11 protein-coding genes are annotated in these 16,216 nt (G+C 47.1%); 9 read left to right on the top strand and 2 right to left on the bottom strand.

The features are described from left to right. The first annotated feature begins 7 nt into the window (after positions 1–7). The 7 genes from cyoB to glgB all read left to right on the top strand — a co-directional run bounded on the left by cyoB (position 8) and on the right by glgB (position 11,464). A complete protein-coding gene (cyoB, locus tag AC55NX_RS08215; protein WP_496995279.1) occupies positions 8–2,032 on the top strand; it encodes a cytochrome o ubiquinol oxidase subunit I in 2,025 nt (674 codons plus the stop codon). After that, complete coding sequence (cyoC, locus tag AC55NX_RS08220) at positions 2,022–2,627, top strand: cytochrome o ubiquinol oxidase subunit III (protein WP_496995280.1); 606 nt, start codon at positions 2,022–2,024, stop codon at positions 2,625–2,627. Before cyoB ends, cyoC begins: the two co-directional genes overlap by 11 nt. Beyond that, positions 2,624–2,938, top strand: a complete 315-nt coding sequence (gene cyoD, locus AC55NX_RS08225; protein ID WP_038184500.1) for a cytochrome o ubiquinol oxidase subunit IV — start codon at positions 2,624–2,626, stop codon at positions 2,936–2,938. Before cyoC ends, cyoD begins: the two co-directional genes overlap by 4 nt. 10 nt (positions 2,939–2,948) lie before the next feature. After that, a complete protein-coding gene (gene cyoE / locus AC55NX_RS08230) occupies positions 2,949–3,815 on the top strand; it encodes a heme o synthase (RefSeq protein ID WP_496995281.1) in 867 nt (288 codons plus the stop codon). Positions 3,816–4,348: 533 nt separating this feature from the next. Further along, the gene (locus AC55NX_RS08235) at positions 4,349–6,802 is read left to right on the top strand and encodes a glycogen/starch/alpha-glucan phosphorylase (RefSeq protein ID WP_496995282.1); all 2,454 of its coding nucleotides are present in this window, start codon (positions 4,349–4,351) and stop codon (positions 6,800–6,802) included. A 111-nt stretch (positions 6,803–6,913) separates the two neighbouring features. Beyond that, positions 6,914–9,085 (top strand): 4-alpha-glucanotransferase, encoded by a 2,172-nt coding sequence (malQ, locus tag AC55NX_RS08240; protein WP_496995327.1) that lies wholly within the window; start codon positions 6,914–6,916, stop codon positions 9,083–9,085. Between the two features lie 186 nt (positions 9,086–9,271). Beyond that, the gene (gene glgB / locus AC55NX_RS08245; protein WP_496995283.1) at positions 9,272–11,464 is read left to right on the top strand and encodes a 1,4-alpha-glucan branching protein GlgB; all 2,193 of its coding nucleotides are present in this window, start codon (positions 9,272–9,274) and stop codon (positions 11,462–11,464) included. 57 nt (positions 11,465–11,521) lie between these two features. On the opposite strand, the gene AC55NX_RS08250 is transcribed toward glgB, so the two are convergent. Beyond that, positions 11,522–14,359: an FAD-binding and (Fe-S)-binding domain-containing protein gene (locus AC55NX_RS08250; RefSeq protein ID WP_496995284.1), complete on the bottom strand. Its 2,838-nt coding sequence runs from the start codon at positions 14,357–14,359 to the stop codon at positions 11,522–11,524. Between the two features lie 247 nt (positions 14,360–14,606). Here AC55NX_RS08250 and AC55NX_RS08255 point away from each other — a divergent pair, with 247 nt between their 5' ends. Further along, positions 14,607–14,915 carry a hypothetical protein gene (locus tag AC55NX_RS08255; protein ID WP_496995285.1) on the top strand — a complete coding sequence of 103 codons (309 nt, stop codon included), beginning with the start codon at positions 14,607–14,609 and terminating at the stop codon, positions 14,913–14,915. Positions 14,916–15,008: 93 nt separating this feature from the next. Here AC55NX_RS08255 and AC55NX_RS08260 read toward each other — a convergent pair whose 3' ends face one another. After that, positions 15,009–15,275 (bottom strand): YrhK family protein, encoded by a 267-nt coding sequence (locus AC55NX_RS08260; RefSeq protein WP_496995328.1) that lies wholly within the window; start codon positions 15,273–15,275, stop codon positions 15,009–15,011. A 439-nt stretch (positions 15,276–15,714) separates the two neighbouring features. Between AC55NX_RS08260 and lpdD the strand changes: the two genes are divergently transcribed. Then, complete coding sequence (gene lpdD / locus AC55NX_RS08265) at positions 15,715–16,125, top strand: prenylated flavin chaperone LpdD (protein ID WP_496995286.1); 411 nt, start codon at positions 15,715–15,717, stop codon at positions 16,123–16,125. The last annotated feature ends 91 nt before the right edge of the window (positions 16,126–16,216 follow it).

Raw genomic sequence — 16,216 nt, forward strand, 5'->3', positions numbered from 1 at the left:
TGAGATTATGTTTGGAAGATTAACGCTGGACTCCATTCCATACCATGAGCCCATTATCATGATTACCCTCTCCGTCATCGCGGTGGTCGGTTTGGCTGTCGTGATTTGGGTAACACGTCTTGGTAAATGGCAGTATCTATGGAATGAATGGTTTACTTCGGTAGACCACAAAAAATTAGGTTTCATGTACATTGTTGTCGCATTTGTCATGCTCATACGTGGCTTTGCCGATGCGGTGATGATGCGAAGTCAGCAAGCACTCTCTGCTGCTGGTGAAGCCGGTTATCTGCCGCCACATCACTATGACCAGATCTTTACCGCTCACGGTGTCATCATGATTTTCTTTGTGGCGATGCCTCTGGTGATCGGTCTGATGAACATTGTTGTGCCGCTGCAGATTGGTGCGCGTGATGTTGCTTTCCCATATCTGAATAACCTGAGTTTCTGGTTGTTTGTCGTGGGTGTGATTCTGACGAACTTGTCTCTGGGCTTGGGAGAATTTGCCCGTACTGGTTGGTTGGCTTATCCACCATTATCAGGGATTGCTGCGAGTCCGGGGGTCGGCGTTGACTACTGGATCTGGGCATTGCAGATATCGGGAGTCGGGACGACACTCACCGGGGTGAACTTCTTTGTTACCATCATGCGGATGCGTACACCGGGAATGCCACTGATGAAGATGCCGGTTTTCACTTGGGCTTCACTGTGTGCAAATATCCTGATCATTATCTCATTCCCGATTTTAACTGTTTCTATTGCACTCTTGACGTTAGACCGTTATCTGGGTTTCCACTTCTTCACCAATGATATGGGTGGGAACATGATGATGTATATCAACCTGATTTGGGCATGGGGTCACCCAGAGGTATATATCCTTATTCTGCCGATTTTCGGGGTGTTCTCTGAAGTGACCGCAACCTTCTCACGTAAGAAGCTGTTCGGCTATACGTCTTTGGTGTGGGCAACCATTGCCATCACGATTCTGGCCTTTATTGTTTGGCTGCATCACTTCTTTACAATGGGAGCCGGTGCGAATGTAAACGCCTTCTTTGGTATCGCAACCATGATCATATCTATCCCGACAGGGGTGAAGATCTTTAACTGGTTATTTACGATGTACAAAGGACGCATTCAGTTTACATCACCGATGCTGTGGACTATTGGATTCCTGATTACCTTCAGTATCGGTGGGATGACCGGTGTTCTGATGGCGGTTCCCGGAGCTGACTTTGTCCTGCACAACAGTGTATTCCTCATTGCGCATTTCCATAACGTCATCATCGGTGGTGTGGTATTCGGCTGCTTTGCTGCAATTACTTACTGGTTCCCGAAAGCGACTGGTTTCATGATGAATGAAGCATGGGGACGCCGTGCCTTCTGGTGTTGGTTGATTGGCTTCCTATTGGCCTTCCTGCCGTTGTATGCACTTGGCTTTATGGGCATGACACGTCGTTTGAGTCAGGATATCAATCATGATTACTTCCCACTGCTTGCGACTGCAGCAGTCGGTACTGCGATTGTTGCCCTCGGGGTGCTTTGTCAGGTGACTCAAATCGTTGTCAGTATCAGAGATCGCGAACAAAACCGTGATGTCACTGGCGACCCTTGGGATGGCCGGACGTTGGAATGGTCTACTTCTTCTCCGCCACCGTTTTATAACTTTGCGGTGATTCCGGAAGGGGATCAAATCGATGCTTTCTGGTATCAGAAACAGCGTGGAGAACATTCACTTGATAAAGAAGTTGAATACGAACCGATTCATATGCCGAAAAACACACCGACAGGTATGTATGTCTCTGCATGGTCTATGGTCTTTGGTTTCGCGATGATCTGGTATATCTGGTGGCTGGCTGCTATCGGCTTTATCGGTATTGTTGTAACAAGTATCTGGCATAGCTTTAACGATGATGTTGATTACTATGTCCAGGTGGATGAAATCAAAGCGATTGAAGATGAACACCGCGATCAAGTTGCGAAAGCAAAAGCCGGATCTCAATCGAAAGATGATATGGAGGTGAACTATGCAGGCTAATTCTGTCGCCGATCACGCGCATGAGCACCACCATGATACCGGTGGTAACAAGCTGTTCGGATTCTGGATTTACTTGATGAGCGACTGTATTTTGTTTGCAACATTGTTTGCGACTTATGCAGTACTTGCCAATGCAACCGCTGGTGGTCCCAGCGGTAAAGAAATCTTTGAGTTACCATTTGTTTTTGTCGAAACCATGTTGCTGCTGCTGAGTAGTATCACTTTTGGTTTTGGCATGATTGCGATGAAGCGCAAACAGATCGGTGCCTTGAAATTGTGGCTGGTGATTACCTTCCTGTTCGGAGCAGGCTTTATCGGTATGGAAATCTATGAATTCCATCATCTGATTGTGGAAGGTTACGGGCCTGATCGCAGTGCATTCCTGTCTGCATTCTTTACGCTGGTTGGAACGCATGGTTTGCACGTGACCTTTGGTTTGATTTGGTTGTTTGTTTGTTTCTGGCAATTGAATACCAAGGGCCTGACCGACATGATCGAAACTCGATTCGGCTGTCTGAGCTTGTTCTGGCACTTCCTTGATATCGTCTGGATTTGTGTATTTACATTCGTTTATTTAGTTGGGGTGACATCATGAGTAACCAACACGCTGACTCAGGAGTGAAGGGATATGTGATTGGCTTTGTTGCCTCTCTGATCTTAACGATTATTCCTTTTTACTATGCTGCGACACAAAGCCTATCGACCGGAACGACATTTGCCGTTCTGTTCGGTTGCGCCATTGTTCAGGTGATTGTTCATTTTGTCTACTTCCTGCATATGGAAACTAAGACGAGTGAAGGTCGCTGGAATTTCATTTCATTGGTGTTTTCCGCGATCGTCGTCCTGATTCTGATCGCTGGTTCTATCTGGATTATGTGGAACCTGAACATCAATATGATGATGTAGGCGCAGCGTGATGATTAAAGGGTATCTGTCGATCACCAAACCAGGCATTATCGTTGGTAACCTGATTTCTACGGCTGCGGGATTTTTTCTCGCAGCCAAAGCGGAATCAGCGACCTCAATGTTACTGCTTTGTACGCTGACCGGGGTGGCTTTGATCATCGCGTCAGGGTGTGTCATTAATAATATTTTTGACCGTGATATCGATAGCAGAATGGCGCGTACCAGTCAGAGATTGTTGGTGCGTGGTGAGATTAATGTTGATCATGCATTTATCTACGCCATCGTCTTGTTACTCGTCGGTACAGCGCTGCTGTACCAACAGACAAACCCGCTGACTGCTGTTGTGGTGTTGTTGGGTTATGTCTTCTATGTATTTTTTTATACGATGTGGTACAAGCGGACGTCTGTCTACGGCACATTGGTCGGGAGTATTTCTGGCGCAGTACCACCACTGGCTGGTTATCTGGCTGTCACCAACTATATCAGTCTGGAAGGTGTTTTACTGTTCAGCTTATTCTGTCTATGGCAAATGCCGCATTCTTATGCGATTGCGATGTTCAGAATGCAGGACTACCGTCAGGCGGGAATTCCGGCACTACCGGTAGTTGCCGGAATCGATAAGGCCCGTAAACATATGATGGCTTATGTGATTGCTTTCAATGCCGTCGCGTTGGGGTTGTACCTTGTCGGAAATACTGGTTATGAATACTTAGTGGTTGCTTCGGCTGTCTGCTTCATGTGGACCCGGGTGACATTCCGTCGCATGACTGCGGATAACGTTGAAGCATGGTCAAAAACAGTGTTCAAGCACTCGTTAATTGTAGTGATGAGTTTTAGTGCTGTTCTTGGTATTGAGCTGATTCCACTGAGTTTCTAATTCGTACATACATCTTCATATGAGAATCATAAAGGCATCTATTCGATGCCTTTATTTTTATCTCTTTCAATGACAAGCCGTTAATATTTCTGCGATATACTTTTCCGAATGGCTTTCAATTGATTGTAAGTACTCACTTATAATCAGATATTATAGTGTCGGGGAATACCCAGTGTCAGTTTGGTTGGGACGATAAATGATAAGAAAGCATCATATCACTGGCACTTCGGTTAGATATTATGTTATCAATATGTGATTGTTATCACTTTTTGTAGACTTTATCGACTGAAAAAGACGCAAGGAGTTCAATTTAACGACTAAGGTTACTATCTAAAGGTATTGTGAGTCATATCCAACACAGAAGTTGATATGTATCACACCTCAACTTGGTAAGACTGCTGTATACCATATGATTTTCATGACTGAGCGGAAGTGACTGCGACAGTAGTTCCTTCTCAATCGAACCTTTCTCCATACCTGCATAGGCGGAGACAGATTTCAGTCAGCTCGTTACCTGTTTGGGAGGGGTTACGATGAAAGCAGTATTGCAGAAGTCGTTTGATAAGACGCTATTTCTGGATAATGTAAAGCGTCATCTGACATCAACTTATGCGACAACCGTCGAAAATGCGACCAAGCGCTCTTGGTATTTGGCCATGTCTCGCGCGTTGGCAGAACTCACCACATTTGATCTACTGGAAACTGAGCAGGATGAGCGAATTCTGAATGCAAAAAGTGTCAATTATCTTTCTCTGGAATTTCTGATTGGTCGTCTGACCGGTAATAACTTACTCAATATGGGCGTTTATGAGGCCATTGGTGACGCCGTGGCTGAATTAGGACTTGATTTGAGTGACTTGCTTGAAGAAGAGCGGGATCCCTCATTAGGCAATGGTGGCTTAGGGCGTCTGGCTGCTTGTTTTATGGATTCTCTGGCGGCACAGGAATTTCCGACAGTCGGCTATGGGCTGCACTATGAATATGGGCTGTTCAAACAGTCGTTTGAAGCGTGCCACCAGAAAGAAGCTCCGGATGCGTGGTGTGGGATCGAAGGATATCCGTGGGAAGTTGCACGGCCAGAACTGGCACAGGAAATCGGTTTTTACGGTTATGTCACCACCGAAACGGTTGATGGGCTGGAAAAACGAAAATGGGTTCCTGGCATGACGGTAATGGGAATGCCGTGGGATATTCCGGTGGTCGGTTATAAAAGTGAAACCGTGTATCCGCTGCGCTTGTGGGAGTGTCGGGCAATTGCGCCATTTTCTTTAGAAAGTTTCAACAACGGCAACTACTTTGAGGCACAGCATGCCTTGATTGATGCCGGCAACATTACCAAAGTGCTCTATCCGAATGATAACCATGAAAAAGGTAAGACTCTGCGTTTGATGCAGCAATATTTTCACAGTGCGGCTTCCATTCGGGATATTCTTCGTCGTCATGAAGCGGCAGGACATCAACTGGCAGAGTTGCCTCAGTATGAAACGATTCAGCTGAATGATACTCATCCAGCCATTGCTATCCCTGAATTGATGCGGATTTTCATCGATGAACAAAATATGACCTGGGAAGATGCATGGGGTATCTGTAGTCAGACATTTGCCTATACCAATCATACGTTGTTGCCTGAAGCGTTGGAAACATGGGACGAAGCGTTGATCCTGCGTTTGTTGCCGCGTCATATGGAAATCATCTACGAAATTAACCACCGTTTCTTACAGGAAGTACGGAAAAAATGGCCCGGTGACGGCGATAAACAGCAAAAGCTTTCGATTATTCAGGAAGGATTTCACCGGATGGTGAGAATGGCAAACCTTTGTGTTGTCGGATCCTATGCGGTCAATGGTGTTGCCGCGCTACACTCTGCACTGGTGAAACAAGACCTGTTTCCCGAATTCCATGAACTGTATCCGCATCGACTGATGAATGTCACTAATGGCATCACTCCCCGGCGCTGGCTACAGTATTGTAATCCGGGATTATCCCATCTGATTACTGAAAAAATAGGGGATAACTGGCCCGTTGCACTGGATGAATTGGCGCAGCTATCTCAATGGGCCGATGACGCTGAGTTTCAGCAGGCATTTATGGCAGTTAAAAAAGACAACAAAGCGCGTCTGGCCAAGTGGGTCAAAACCAATATGGATATTGAGCTGAATACAGATGCTATTTTTGATGTGCAGATTAAGCGACTGCATGAATATAAGCGTCAACATTTGAATATGCTGCATATTCTTTCGCTGTACCACCGTCTGCTTAACCACCCAGATTTTGACATGGTTCCCCGAGTTTTCATTTTTGCCGCAAAAGCCGCGCCGGGTTATTACCTTGCCAAAGAAATTATCTATGCGATTAATAAGATCGCGGAGAAGATCAACAGTGATGAACGGGTAAACGACAGATTGAAAGTAGTGTTCATTCCAGATTATCGGGTCAGTATGGCTGAGATCATTATTCCGGCAGCGGATGTCTCCGAACAGATATCAACCGCAGGCAAAGAAGCATCCGGGACCGGAAATATGAAAATGGCACTCAATGGGGCGTTGACTATCGGGACGATGGATGGGGCAAACGTTGAGATCCGCGAAGAAGTCGGTGATGAGAATATCTATATCTTTGGGTTAGAAGTCGAGGATATCCATCGTCTCAAAGCAAGTGGTTACAACCCATTTGATTACTACAATGCGGATCCGTTACTGAAAGCCTCGCTTGATTTACTGATCGGTGAAGAATTTACTCCCGGAGAGCCGAGAAAGCTCAGAGCCACCTATGAAAGCCTTTTAGATGGCGGAGATCCTTACTTAGTGCTTGCTGATTTCGCATCTTATATCGAGGCGCATGGTCAGATTGATGCGCAGTATCGAGATGCGGCTGGGTGGGCGAAAAAAGCTATTTTGAATACCGCCCTGGTTGGAAAATTCAGTTCTGATCGAAGTATTCGTGATTATGTCGATCATATATGGAAGCTTAAGTCTATCCCCCGCTAAGGCGCTAAGGGATGGCGTGGTATACCGATGGCTGTCGGTAACGGCTGACCATCGGACGCGAACGATGACTTCGAACGTCATCACTTCCATATCAGGAGAACAGCCATGGAAATTGAACAGGACCGCTTATTTGCGGTCGCCCGTCAGGCGGGGATTGCTGATCGTTATACCAGTAATTTAGGGAAAGAAGCGGTTGTGAGTCGTAAAACGATTGAATATTTACTCAATGCGTTAGGTTACGACACTCAGTCACAGGAAGCATTACTTCATTCAGCTGAAAGAATTCATAAACAGCCGATTCTGGAACCAGTGTTGTTTGGTCAGGCTGATCAGGTGATCGAAGTGTCGTTGCATTTGGGCAGTAGTGCGCGAGAAAGCGAGTTTCAGTGGATGCTGGAAACCGAGCAAGGAGAGTGTTACGAAGGTTATCTCCAGTCACAGATTGTCAGAGATGAGCGTGATGAGGGCGGGCCGTTGGTGTTTTCTTTATCGACGGTTCTTCCCATCGGTTACCACACCTTATCTGTGTTACGCAAAGGGCGTCAGAGCCCCTATCAGACCAAACTCATTGTGGCGCCGTCTGCCTGCTATAAGCAACCGGCACTCCAACAAGGAGAGAAGTTGTGGGGCCCGAGTGTGCAATTATATACCCTGCGTTCACAGCGAAACTGGGGGATCGGTGATTTTGGCGACTTAAAACAACTGGTTATCAAAATGGCTGAACTGGGCGCAAATTTTGTCGGTTTGAACCCCATTCATGCTTTGTTCCCTGCCTATCCTGAAAGTGCCAGTCCTTACAGCCCTTCTTCTCGCCGTTGGATGAATATTTTATATATTGATGTGAGTGTGATTCCTGAATTGAGCGACTGTTCGCCGGCGCAACAACAGATATCGAGCCCCGATTTTTACCAGCGCCTGAGCGCGGTAAGAGCTAGTGAGTGGGTTCAGTATACCGACGTTGCTGCGCTGAAAATCGAAATTCTGGCGCTGCTCTATAAGACATTCAAACATCAGCATTTAGACTCATTGACGGAACGCGGACAGGCATTTCATGCTTTTGTTAAGCAAGGCGGTGAGTCTTTACTATCGCAAGCAGCCTTTGATGCCATTCATGCTGACTTGTGTGAGCAAGATGCCAATATCTGGGGATGGCAGGTTTTCCCCGAACACTATCAAAATTTTCACAACGCTGCGGTGCAAGATTATCTGCGTGACAATCAGGATCGCATCAACTTGTATCTCTACATGCAATGGATAGCCGATGAACAAATTCAGGAAGTCCAACGTGTCGCCAAAGCACAGGGAATGGTGATCGGATTGTATCGCGATCTCGCGGTCGGTGTTGCTGAGTCCGGTGCTGAAGTGTGGGCGGATCAGGGAGACTTATTACTCGATGTCAGTATCGGTGCTCCGCCTGATGAACTGGGACCACTCGGGCAGAACTGGGGATTGCCCCCTCTGAATCCACTGACGCTGAGACATCAGGCCTATGAACCCTTTATTCAGCTTCTGCGCGCCAATATGAAATATTGTGGTGCTTTGCGGATTGACCACATTCTCGGGCTGTTGCGACTCTGGTGGATTCCCCGGGGAGAAAACGCGACTCAAGGGGCTTATCTTTATTATCGCGTTCATGAATTGCTGGCCATTTTAGCGCTAGAATCTCATCGCCATCAATGTAGTATCATTGGCGAAGATTTAGGGACCGTCCCGAAAGAGATTGTTGCTCTGTTAGCGGATGCCGGCATTTATTCCTATAAGATTTTCTTTTTTCAAACGGCTGAAGACGGGGGATATTTTTCTCCGGCACATTATACCGCTCAGTCGATGTCCGCATTATGTACCCATGATATGCCCACGCTACGAGGGTTTTGGCATTGTCTCGATCTGCAAATGGGGCATAACATCGGGCTTTACCCGGATGAGGCACAATTTAAATTCAGAATGGATGTCCGCTTACATCAGAAACAGGCGATTTTGGATTCGATCGCTTGGCATGGTTTGTTGCCTGAAAGTGTCGGACGGGATGCGATGACCGTCCCGATGAGTGAAGAACTGTGTGAGGCGATGCATTTACATATGGCTGCCGGTGCATCAGCATTGATGAGTATTCAACTGGAAGACTGGTTACAAATGGATAACCCTGTCAATATTCCGGGAACGGTTGAGGAATATCCCAATTGGCGGCGTAAGCTTAGTGAACCGTTAGAAACATTATTTTCACGGCCCTCGATACAACATTTGGCAGCACGAATTTCAGCGATGAGAACACATCAGCGTTAGGTTGCGGTAGGTGTGTCATCCATAAATTGAATTGCAGTCACTCAATCGCATCGGGTTGTTTTGTAAACTGCAGATTGGGTTGTTTTATCAACAGTTCGATGGTATCCGGAGATTTGACCGTGTCAAAATAGGGTTAGGTCTGCTTACGGGTAAACAGACATGTTTGTTAGGTTAGGAGTAAGGATATTGAAAACCGTTCAGAAGCAGAAGCTGACAAAAAAGCAGCAGACTTATCAGAAATTGGCACAGGCTTCATTTGCTGATCCATTTGCCTTTTTAGGGCCATTTATCTCTCCCGAGCAAGGTGTTCTCAGGGTATGGATGCCCGGAGCGCTTCAGGTCTTCGTGTTGCTCGATGAACAAGACCCGATCGAAATGTCGCCAGAAGAGGGGGGTGGTTTTATTTTGCAGTCGGACATGGGGTTACGTCTGACCCATTACCGCTTGTTAGTGCGCTGGAAAGGCGGAGAGCAGATCCTCGATGATCCGTATCAGTATCATGCTATCTATGCTGAATATGATGATTTGCACACCCCGATCGAAATGTATCGTCATCTTGGCGCGCAGTTCATCACACTGGAACGGGGCGGTAAGCAGATCGAGGGGATTCGTTTTTTAGTCTATGCGCCTCACGCTTCATCATGCTCTCTCATTGGTAACTTTAATCAATGGGATGGACGTCGTCACCCGATGCAGCGGCTTGATTATGGTATCTGGGGAATTTTTATCCCGGAAATGACCGAAGGCACGCAGTACAAATTTGAGATCAAAGGCCCGAATGGCGAAGGGTTACCCCATAAAGCCGATCCATGGGGCTTCTACGCTGAACAGTTCCCATCATTGTCTTCTGTCACTTATGATCATGCACGTTATGTCTGGCAGGATGAGGCTTGGCAAAACCGGCCAGTCACAGAAAAACGCAAAGAAGCATTGTCATTTTATGAGCTGCACGTCGGCTCATGGAAGCTTGGCCCCGACGGGGAGTTTCTCAATTATCGGGAGTTGGCTGATCTGCTGGTGCCTTATCTGATCGATATGGGGTATACCCATGTTGAACTGATGCCGGTTGCCGAGCATCCTTTTTATGGGTCGTGGGGGTATCAGCCGATTGGCCTATTTGCACCTACCAGCCGTTATGGTTCACCGGATGACTTCAAGTATTTTGTCGATCAGTGTCATCAGGCGAATATCGGTGTGGTCTTGGATTGGGTACCGGCCCATTTCCCGGCCGACGGACATGGCCTGAATAATTTTGACGGTACACCGCTCTATCACGATCCGGATCCGCGTCGCGGCTGGCATCAGGATTGGAACTCTTATATCTATGATATGGGACGTGAACATGTGCGTCGCTTTCTGGTCTCCAATGCGTTGTACTGGTTTGATCGATTCCACATTGACGGCATTCGGGTTGATGCTGTGGCTTCCATGCTCTACCTCGATTATTCACGCAGCCATGATCAATGGATCCCGAATGTTGACGGGGGACGAGAGAACTATGATGCCATCGCGACATTAAAATGGATGAATGAGGAAGTGTATAAACATTTCCCGAATGCCATGACCATCGCTGAAGAGTCGACCGCGTTTCCCGGAGTTTCAATGCCGACATTTCTCGGTGGGTTGGGATTCGGTTTTAAATGGAATATGGGCTGGATGCACGACAGTCTTGAGTATATTCAGCACGACCCGGTACACCGAAAATACCACCATAATGTGGTGACATTCCCGCTGCTGTATGCGTTCAGCGAAAACTATATTTTGTCGCTTTCTCACGATGAAGTGGTTTATGGCAAGCGCTCGCTACACAACAAAATGCCGGGGGATGAGTGGCAACAGACCGCCAATCTCAGAGCCTATCTTGGTTATATGTATGGTCAGCCCGGTAAGAAGCTCAACTTTATGGGCGCAGAATTCGGCCAAACCGGAGAGTGGCAACATGAAAGCCAGCTGCAATGGTTTTTGTTGGAATATGAACGTCATCAGGGCGTGCTGAAGCTGACACAGGATTTGAATGCTCTGTATCGACAGGAAAAAGCATTACATCAATGGGATTCGGTGCCGGAAGGGTTCGAATGGCGTCTCGCTGATGCTGCCGATATCAGCATTCTGGCACATGAGCGAATTTGTGAATCCGGCGAGCGAATTCTCATCATCAGTAACTTTACTCCGGTGCCTCATGATGAATTCCGTTTGGGCATGCCGGTGCAGGGTAATTACCATCTGATTTTTAATTCGGATGATGATGAATATTACGGCAGTGGTTACACGGTGGTCAGTACCGCGACAACTGAACCGGTGGAGAGTCAGGGATTAGCGCATTCGTTGTTGTTACGGATACCGCCATTGGCGACGGTTTATTATAAATTAGAATCGTAGTCTGTGAGTGTTGATGCAAAACAGCCTGATTTACATTGTAAATCGGGCTGTTGTTTTTCAAGCACTGCACTTACCGGACACTTCATCTACCAGATACAGAATCGATTGATATGGAATACCGCTGTGGTGTGAAAGACCAATCTCACAGGTCAGGCTATGACTGAAACCGCGTTTACAATCCGGCGGGATCTGATTTTTCAACGGTTGTAATGCAGCCTGATTCAACTCCGGTGTGGTGAAGCCTTTATCTCCGGCCCAGCCACAACACTGAATATGTTCCGGGACGATGACCTTACGGGCACAGGCTTGAGCCAGTTTTAGCATTACGCCTTCCAATCCCATCTTTCGGGCACTACAGGTAATGTGGAGCATAATGGTTTCTTCTGTCGGGGTAATTGTCAGTGATTCCAACAGATAGCGACTGACAAATTCCGCCGGCTCGTAGAGCTGCATCGTCGTACTCAGCTCGGTTTTCAGCCGCTGCACACACGGGCTGGTGTCCATCAGAATCGGATATTGACCCTGTTCTGAGGCGTCGAGTAAAGTCTGTTCTAACTGCTGTGCTTTGTATTGTGCGTGTGACGTCATCCCTTTGCTGTCATAAGGCATCCCGCAGCACTGTTCGTTTAAATGGTCAGGGATGATGACTTCAAATCCTGCTTTATTCAGTAACCGGCGCGTGACTTCAGTGAGTGAGCGCTGATCCATGCCTTGTGGGGTGGTTCCCATGGCCCGACTTGCGCAGGAGGGAAAATAGACGACCTTATTCTTGGCTGGGCTCTCGCGGTGTTTGGCAATGGCATCACGATTTGGCGTCGGGATTTCCGGTAACCACTTCGGTATTTTTACATGGTGACGTAATCGCTGATTCCAGTGCTGCATTCGCTCCGGTCCGAGCAGACGTGTTGCCGATGCATTGAGTTTGAGACCGGTTCTGGCCAGTTGCGTTGTAGTGGCGAAATGGTTCGCAGTCCAGCGGGCAATTGTATCATAGCGTCGATATTTCTCGGTTCTCAGCTGTTTGACTAAATCACCGGTATTAATGCCGACCGGACAACGTGTCGCACATAAGCCTGTTGCGGCACAAGTATCGATTCCCTGATATTCAAATGCTTGTTCTAATGCTTGAATGTCTGCGCTGGCTTCAAGGGTACGACGATGTTGCAATTCCCGGTACAGTACAATCCGTTGACGCGGAGAAAGTGTTAGTGTGCGGGACGGGCAGACTGCCTCGCAAAAGCCACATTCAATACAGCGATCAACTAATGGATCGGCTGGTGGCATCGGTTTGAGATGTTGAACATGCGCCTGTGGATCCGGATTGAGAATCACCCCGGGATTGAGCCTGCCATTGGGATCAAATAGTTGCTTTATCTGTTGCATCAGGGCATAACCTGATGCTCCCCACTCCAGTTCAACATAGGGAGCCATATTTCTCCCGGTGCCATGTTCTGCTTTCAGTGAGCCGCCGTACTTCACCGCGACCAGTTGTGCGACATCATCCATAAACGCGCGATAACGTTCAACTTCCTCCGGCTCTTCAAACCCCTGTGTAAAGACAAAATGTAGATTACCTTCCAGTGCATGACCGAAAATAATCGCCTCATCATAGTGATGCTTGTTAAATAGCGTTTGCAAATCACGTACACCACCGGCCAGATGTTCAATCGGAAAGGCAACATCTTCAATAATGACCGTTGTTCCGGTTTCACGCACCGCACCAACTGCCGGGAAAAGGCCTTTACGAATTCCCCATAGCGTTGTCACAGTCTGTTGATCTGAGGTAAATGGGACGGATTCCAGAATCGGATAAGTCGCGAGTTGCTGCATAATCTGATCACATTGCATCGTGAGTTGCTGTTCACTTTGGCTATGAGACTCAATCAGTAACGCGGTCGCATGTTGATCCAGTGTGGCGATGAAATCCGGCATTCCCGGTTTATCGGCAATCGCCCGGAGTGAACGGCCATCCATCATTTCCACGGCAGCAACAGGGGTTTCCTTGAGTGTCGTGACGGCCTGACTGGCTTGCTCTATGTCGGCAAAGACCAGCAGCGCTGAAGCTTTAAACGGATGTTCCGCCACAGTGTGGTAGGTGATCTCGGCAATAAATCCCAGCGTTCCCTCGGAGCCGATCATCAAATGCTTGATCACTTCAATCGGATCGGAATAGTCAATCAGGGCATTGAGGGCATAGCCGGTGGTATTTTTCAGGCGGTATTTATGCCGAATCAAATCAGTCAGTTGCTGGTTTGCTCGTGTTTGCTCGCAGAGCGTTTCAATCCCGCGGATCAGGGCTGAATTATGTTGTTTGAATGCCTGAACGCTCTCGGGATCGGCGGTATTGAGTTCACTCCCGTTCGCAAAAATAATGTGGATATCTGCGACGGTCTGATATGAGTTCTGTGCCGTGCCACAGCACATCCCGCTGGAATTGTTGGCAGCGATCCCCCCGATTTTACATGCGTTGATGGAGGCGGGATCCGGTCCGATTTTGCGTTGATAGGGTGCCAGATAGCGATTGGCATCCGCACCGATCACGCCGGGTTGTAAGCTGATCTTATGACCCTGATCTGAAATCTGATAGTTACGCCAGTCGTCGCTCAGGGTAACCAGCACTGAGTCTGAAACGGCTTGACCGGACAGGCTGGTACCGGCTGCCCGGAATGTCAGATGAATATCGAGTTCATGGCAAACGTGGAGGGTAAAAATCACCTCATCGATATTTTTCAATCGTAAAACTACTTGCGGAATCAGGCGGTAAAAACTGGCATCGGTGCCGTAAGCTAACCGTTGTTCCGGTTGAGTGATAATACATTGAGGAGCAAGCCGAGAGGATAAGCGAGTGATGAGCTGTTGGTATGGTGCGGAAACTTCCGGGGGCTGACATTGCATGATTTTACCTATTTGTTTGATTTTTTATGATGGGATTCACGAATGATCAATATAGCTGCTTTTCGATCTCTTGATCTGTTGTTTGCTGCACAGTTTGTTTTTCAAGTCAGGGAAAGGTTTGATTTCTTACACAATTAGCACGAACTCTTGACCTGAAATTTGAAATCTTCTCTGCGTAATTCATTACACTGGCCCCAGTTGATTTAATGTGTGAACGCATTTGCCGTTCGAGAAACAGGAGAGAAGTATGTCTAAACTATCAAACCCGATTGCCATGATGCTGCTGACAACCGCAATTGCTTTTGGCCTAACGGCATGTAACGATAATAATGCAACCACTGAAAAAACCACGACCAGCAGTGAGCAAACGGATTCTGCAACAATGGATGCGGGTCAAGTGCCTGCCGATCCGGCAACAATGGACGGTGTTCAGACAATGGATAATGGTCAAGCACCGAAGACTGATCAAGAGATGATGGGAGAAGAGCCTGAAATGAGTCAGGGTGTTGTTGGAGAAAACCCTGATACTGGCAATGATAAGCACCAAGAGAAATAACGCTCGTCACTTGCTTATTGTTCATCCTGAGTCATCGGCTCTCACGTGTATAAGGTGTATACGTGGGAGCCGATGTCATTCTACCGTTGTGGATTAATCCTTGCAGCGATTTTGAATACGATACAGATGAACCAGACTGGTCAGTTTGATAAATGGTTTGATCAGGAGCTGAGCACTGCCGACAATAAAGAGCCAAGTACCGCTTTCAACTAACGAATTACTTAAGAAAAAGAAGCTGCCGATCAGAAACCAGATCGCAATGAGCAGATCATTGAAGGCACTTAATGCTTCATAACGTTGCTGGATAACCAGATGTTCGCTACCGATATTGATGTCCAGTTTTGTCTTTGTTCTATTAATCACTACGCCTCCATCGGGTATTGATTGAACGGATTGATTGAACTGACGGAATCAATCTGAGTTGCTTAGGTTGTGTCTCTTGATTGTCAGAGTAACATCTTCACAACAAAACAAATACTCTCTCCCGAATCGTGGTTTATTTTTCATCACCTCTGGCGTCACTTTCTGCGTTTAGAAAAGCTGTGTTTAGAAAACCAGTGATTATAAAAAACTGTGTCTATAAAAACGATCAGTTCATAAGAACGATCAGTCCATAATGACGTCCGTCGATACAAATGATAAGGCTTTACACGTTGCACAATTGTCACTACGATGCAAACCGCACGAAAATACTGACAATTTGCGTCTGATTGATATCATCAGGCTCGTCAGTACAGTGGTCGGTGACAGAGAAATACATTGGCAACAAGAGTCAATCACTGAAAATAGGGAGAAATGTATGACGCCATATCCGTCAGGTCATATCGTACAGTTAGAGCTGGAGTCTGCCGGTATTGTGATTGAATTAGTTGCGGTTATTGTGGGGCGGGATTTACTCGTGACTATCCATGGCGGTGATGCTGCGCATATCGGGGCTGTCGCCTTGGCACAACCGCGGGCAAGCTTGCAAGATGCCTCGAAGGTGAGTGCATCAACGTCGGTTCTGTGTGTTTTAGGCCACAAAGAAGATCTGCTTGCGCATCGTATGGCTCAGGTGATCGCTTCTGCACTCAATTGTGTTGTTTCGGTCAGTTGTGGCATTCATATCGATCAGGCCAAGCCGGAGCATCTGACCCAGATTTCTGACATGGTGAATATATTGGTCCGGCAACTGATTGATCGTTTGCAAGCCGGATTGAAAGGCGATTGATCTGTCGGTTTTTATAAAAGATAATTTTTACCGTGATGGTTTTTATGCTAGTAAATACCAAACGAAACCATTTAGTTAGTATTTTTAACTA

The organism is Vibrio rubrogenes (assembly GCF_059641415.1).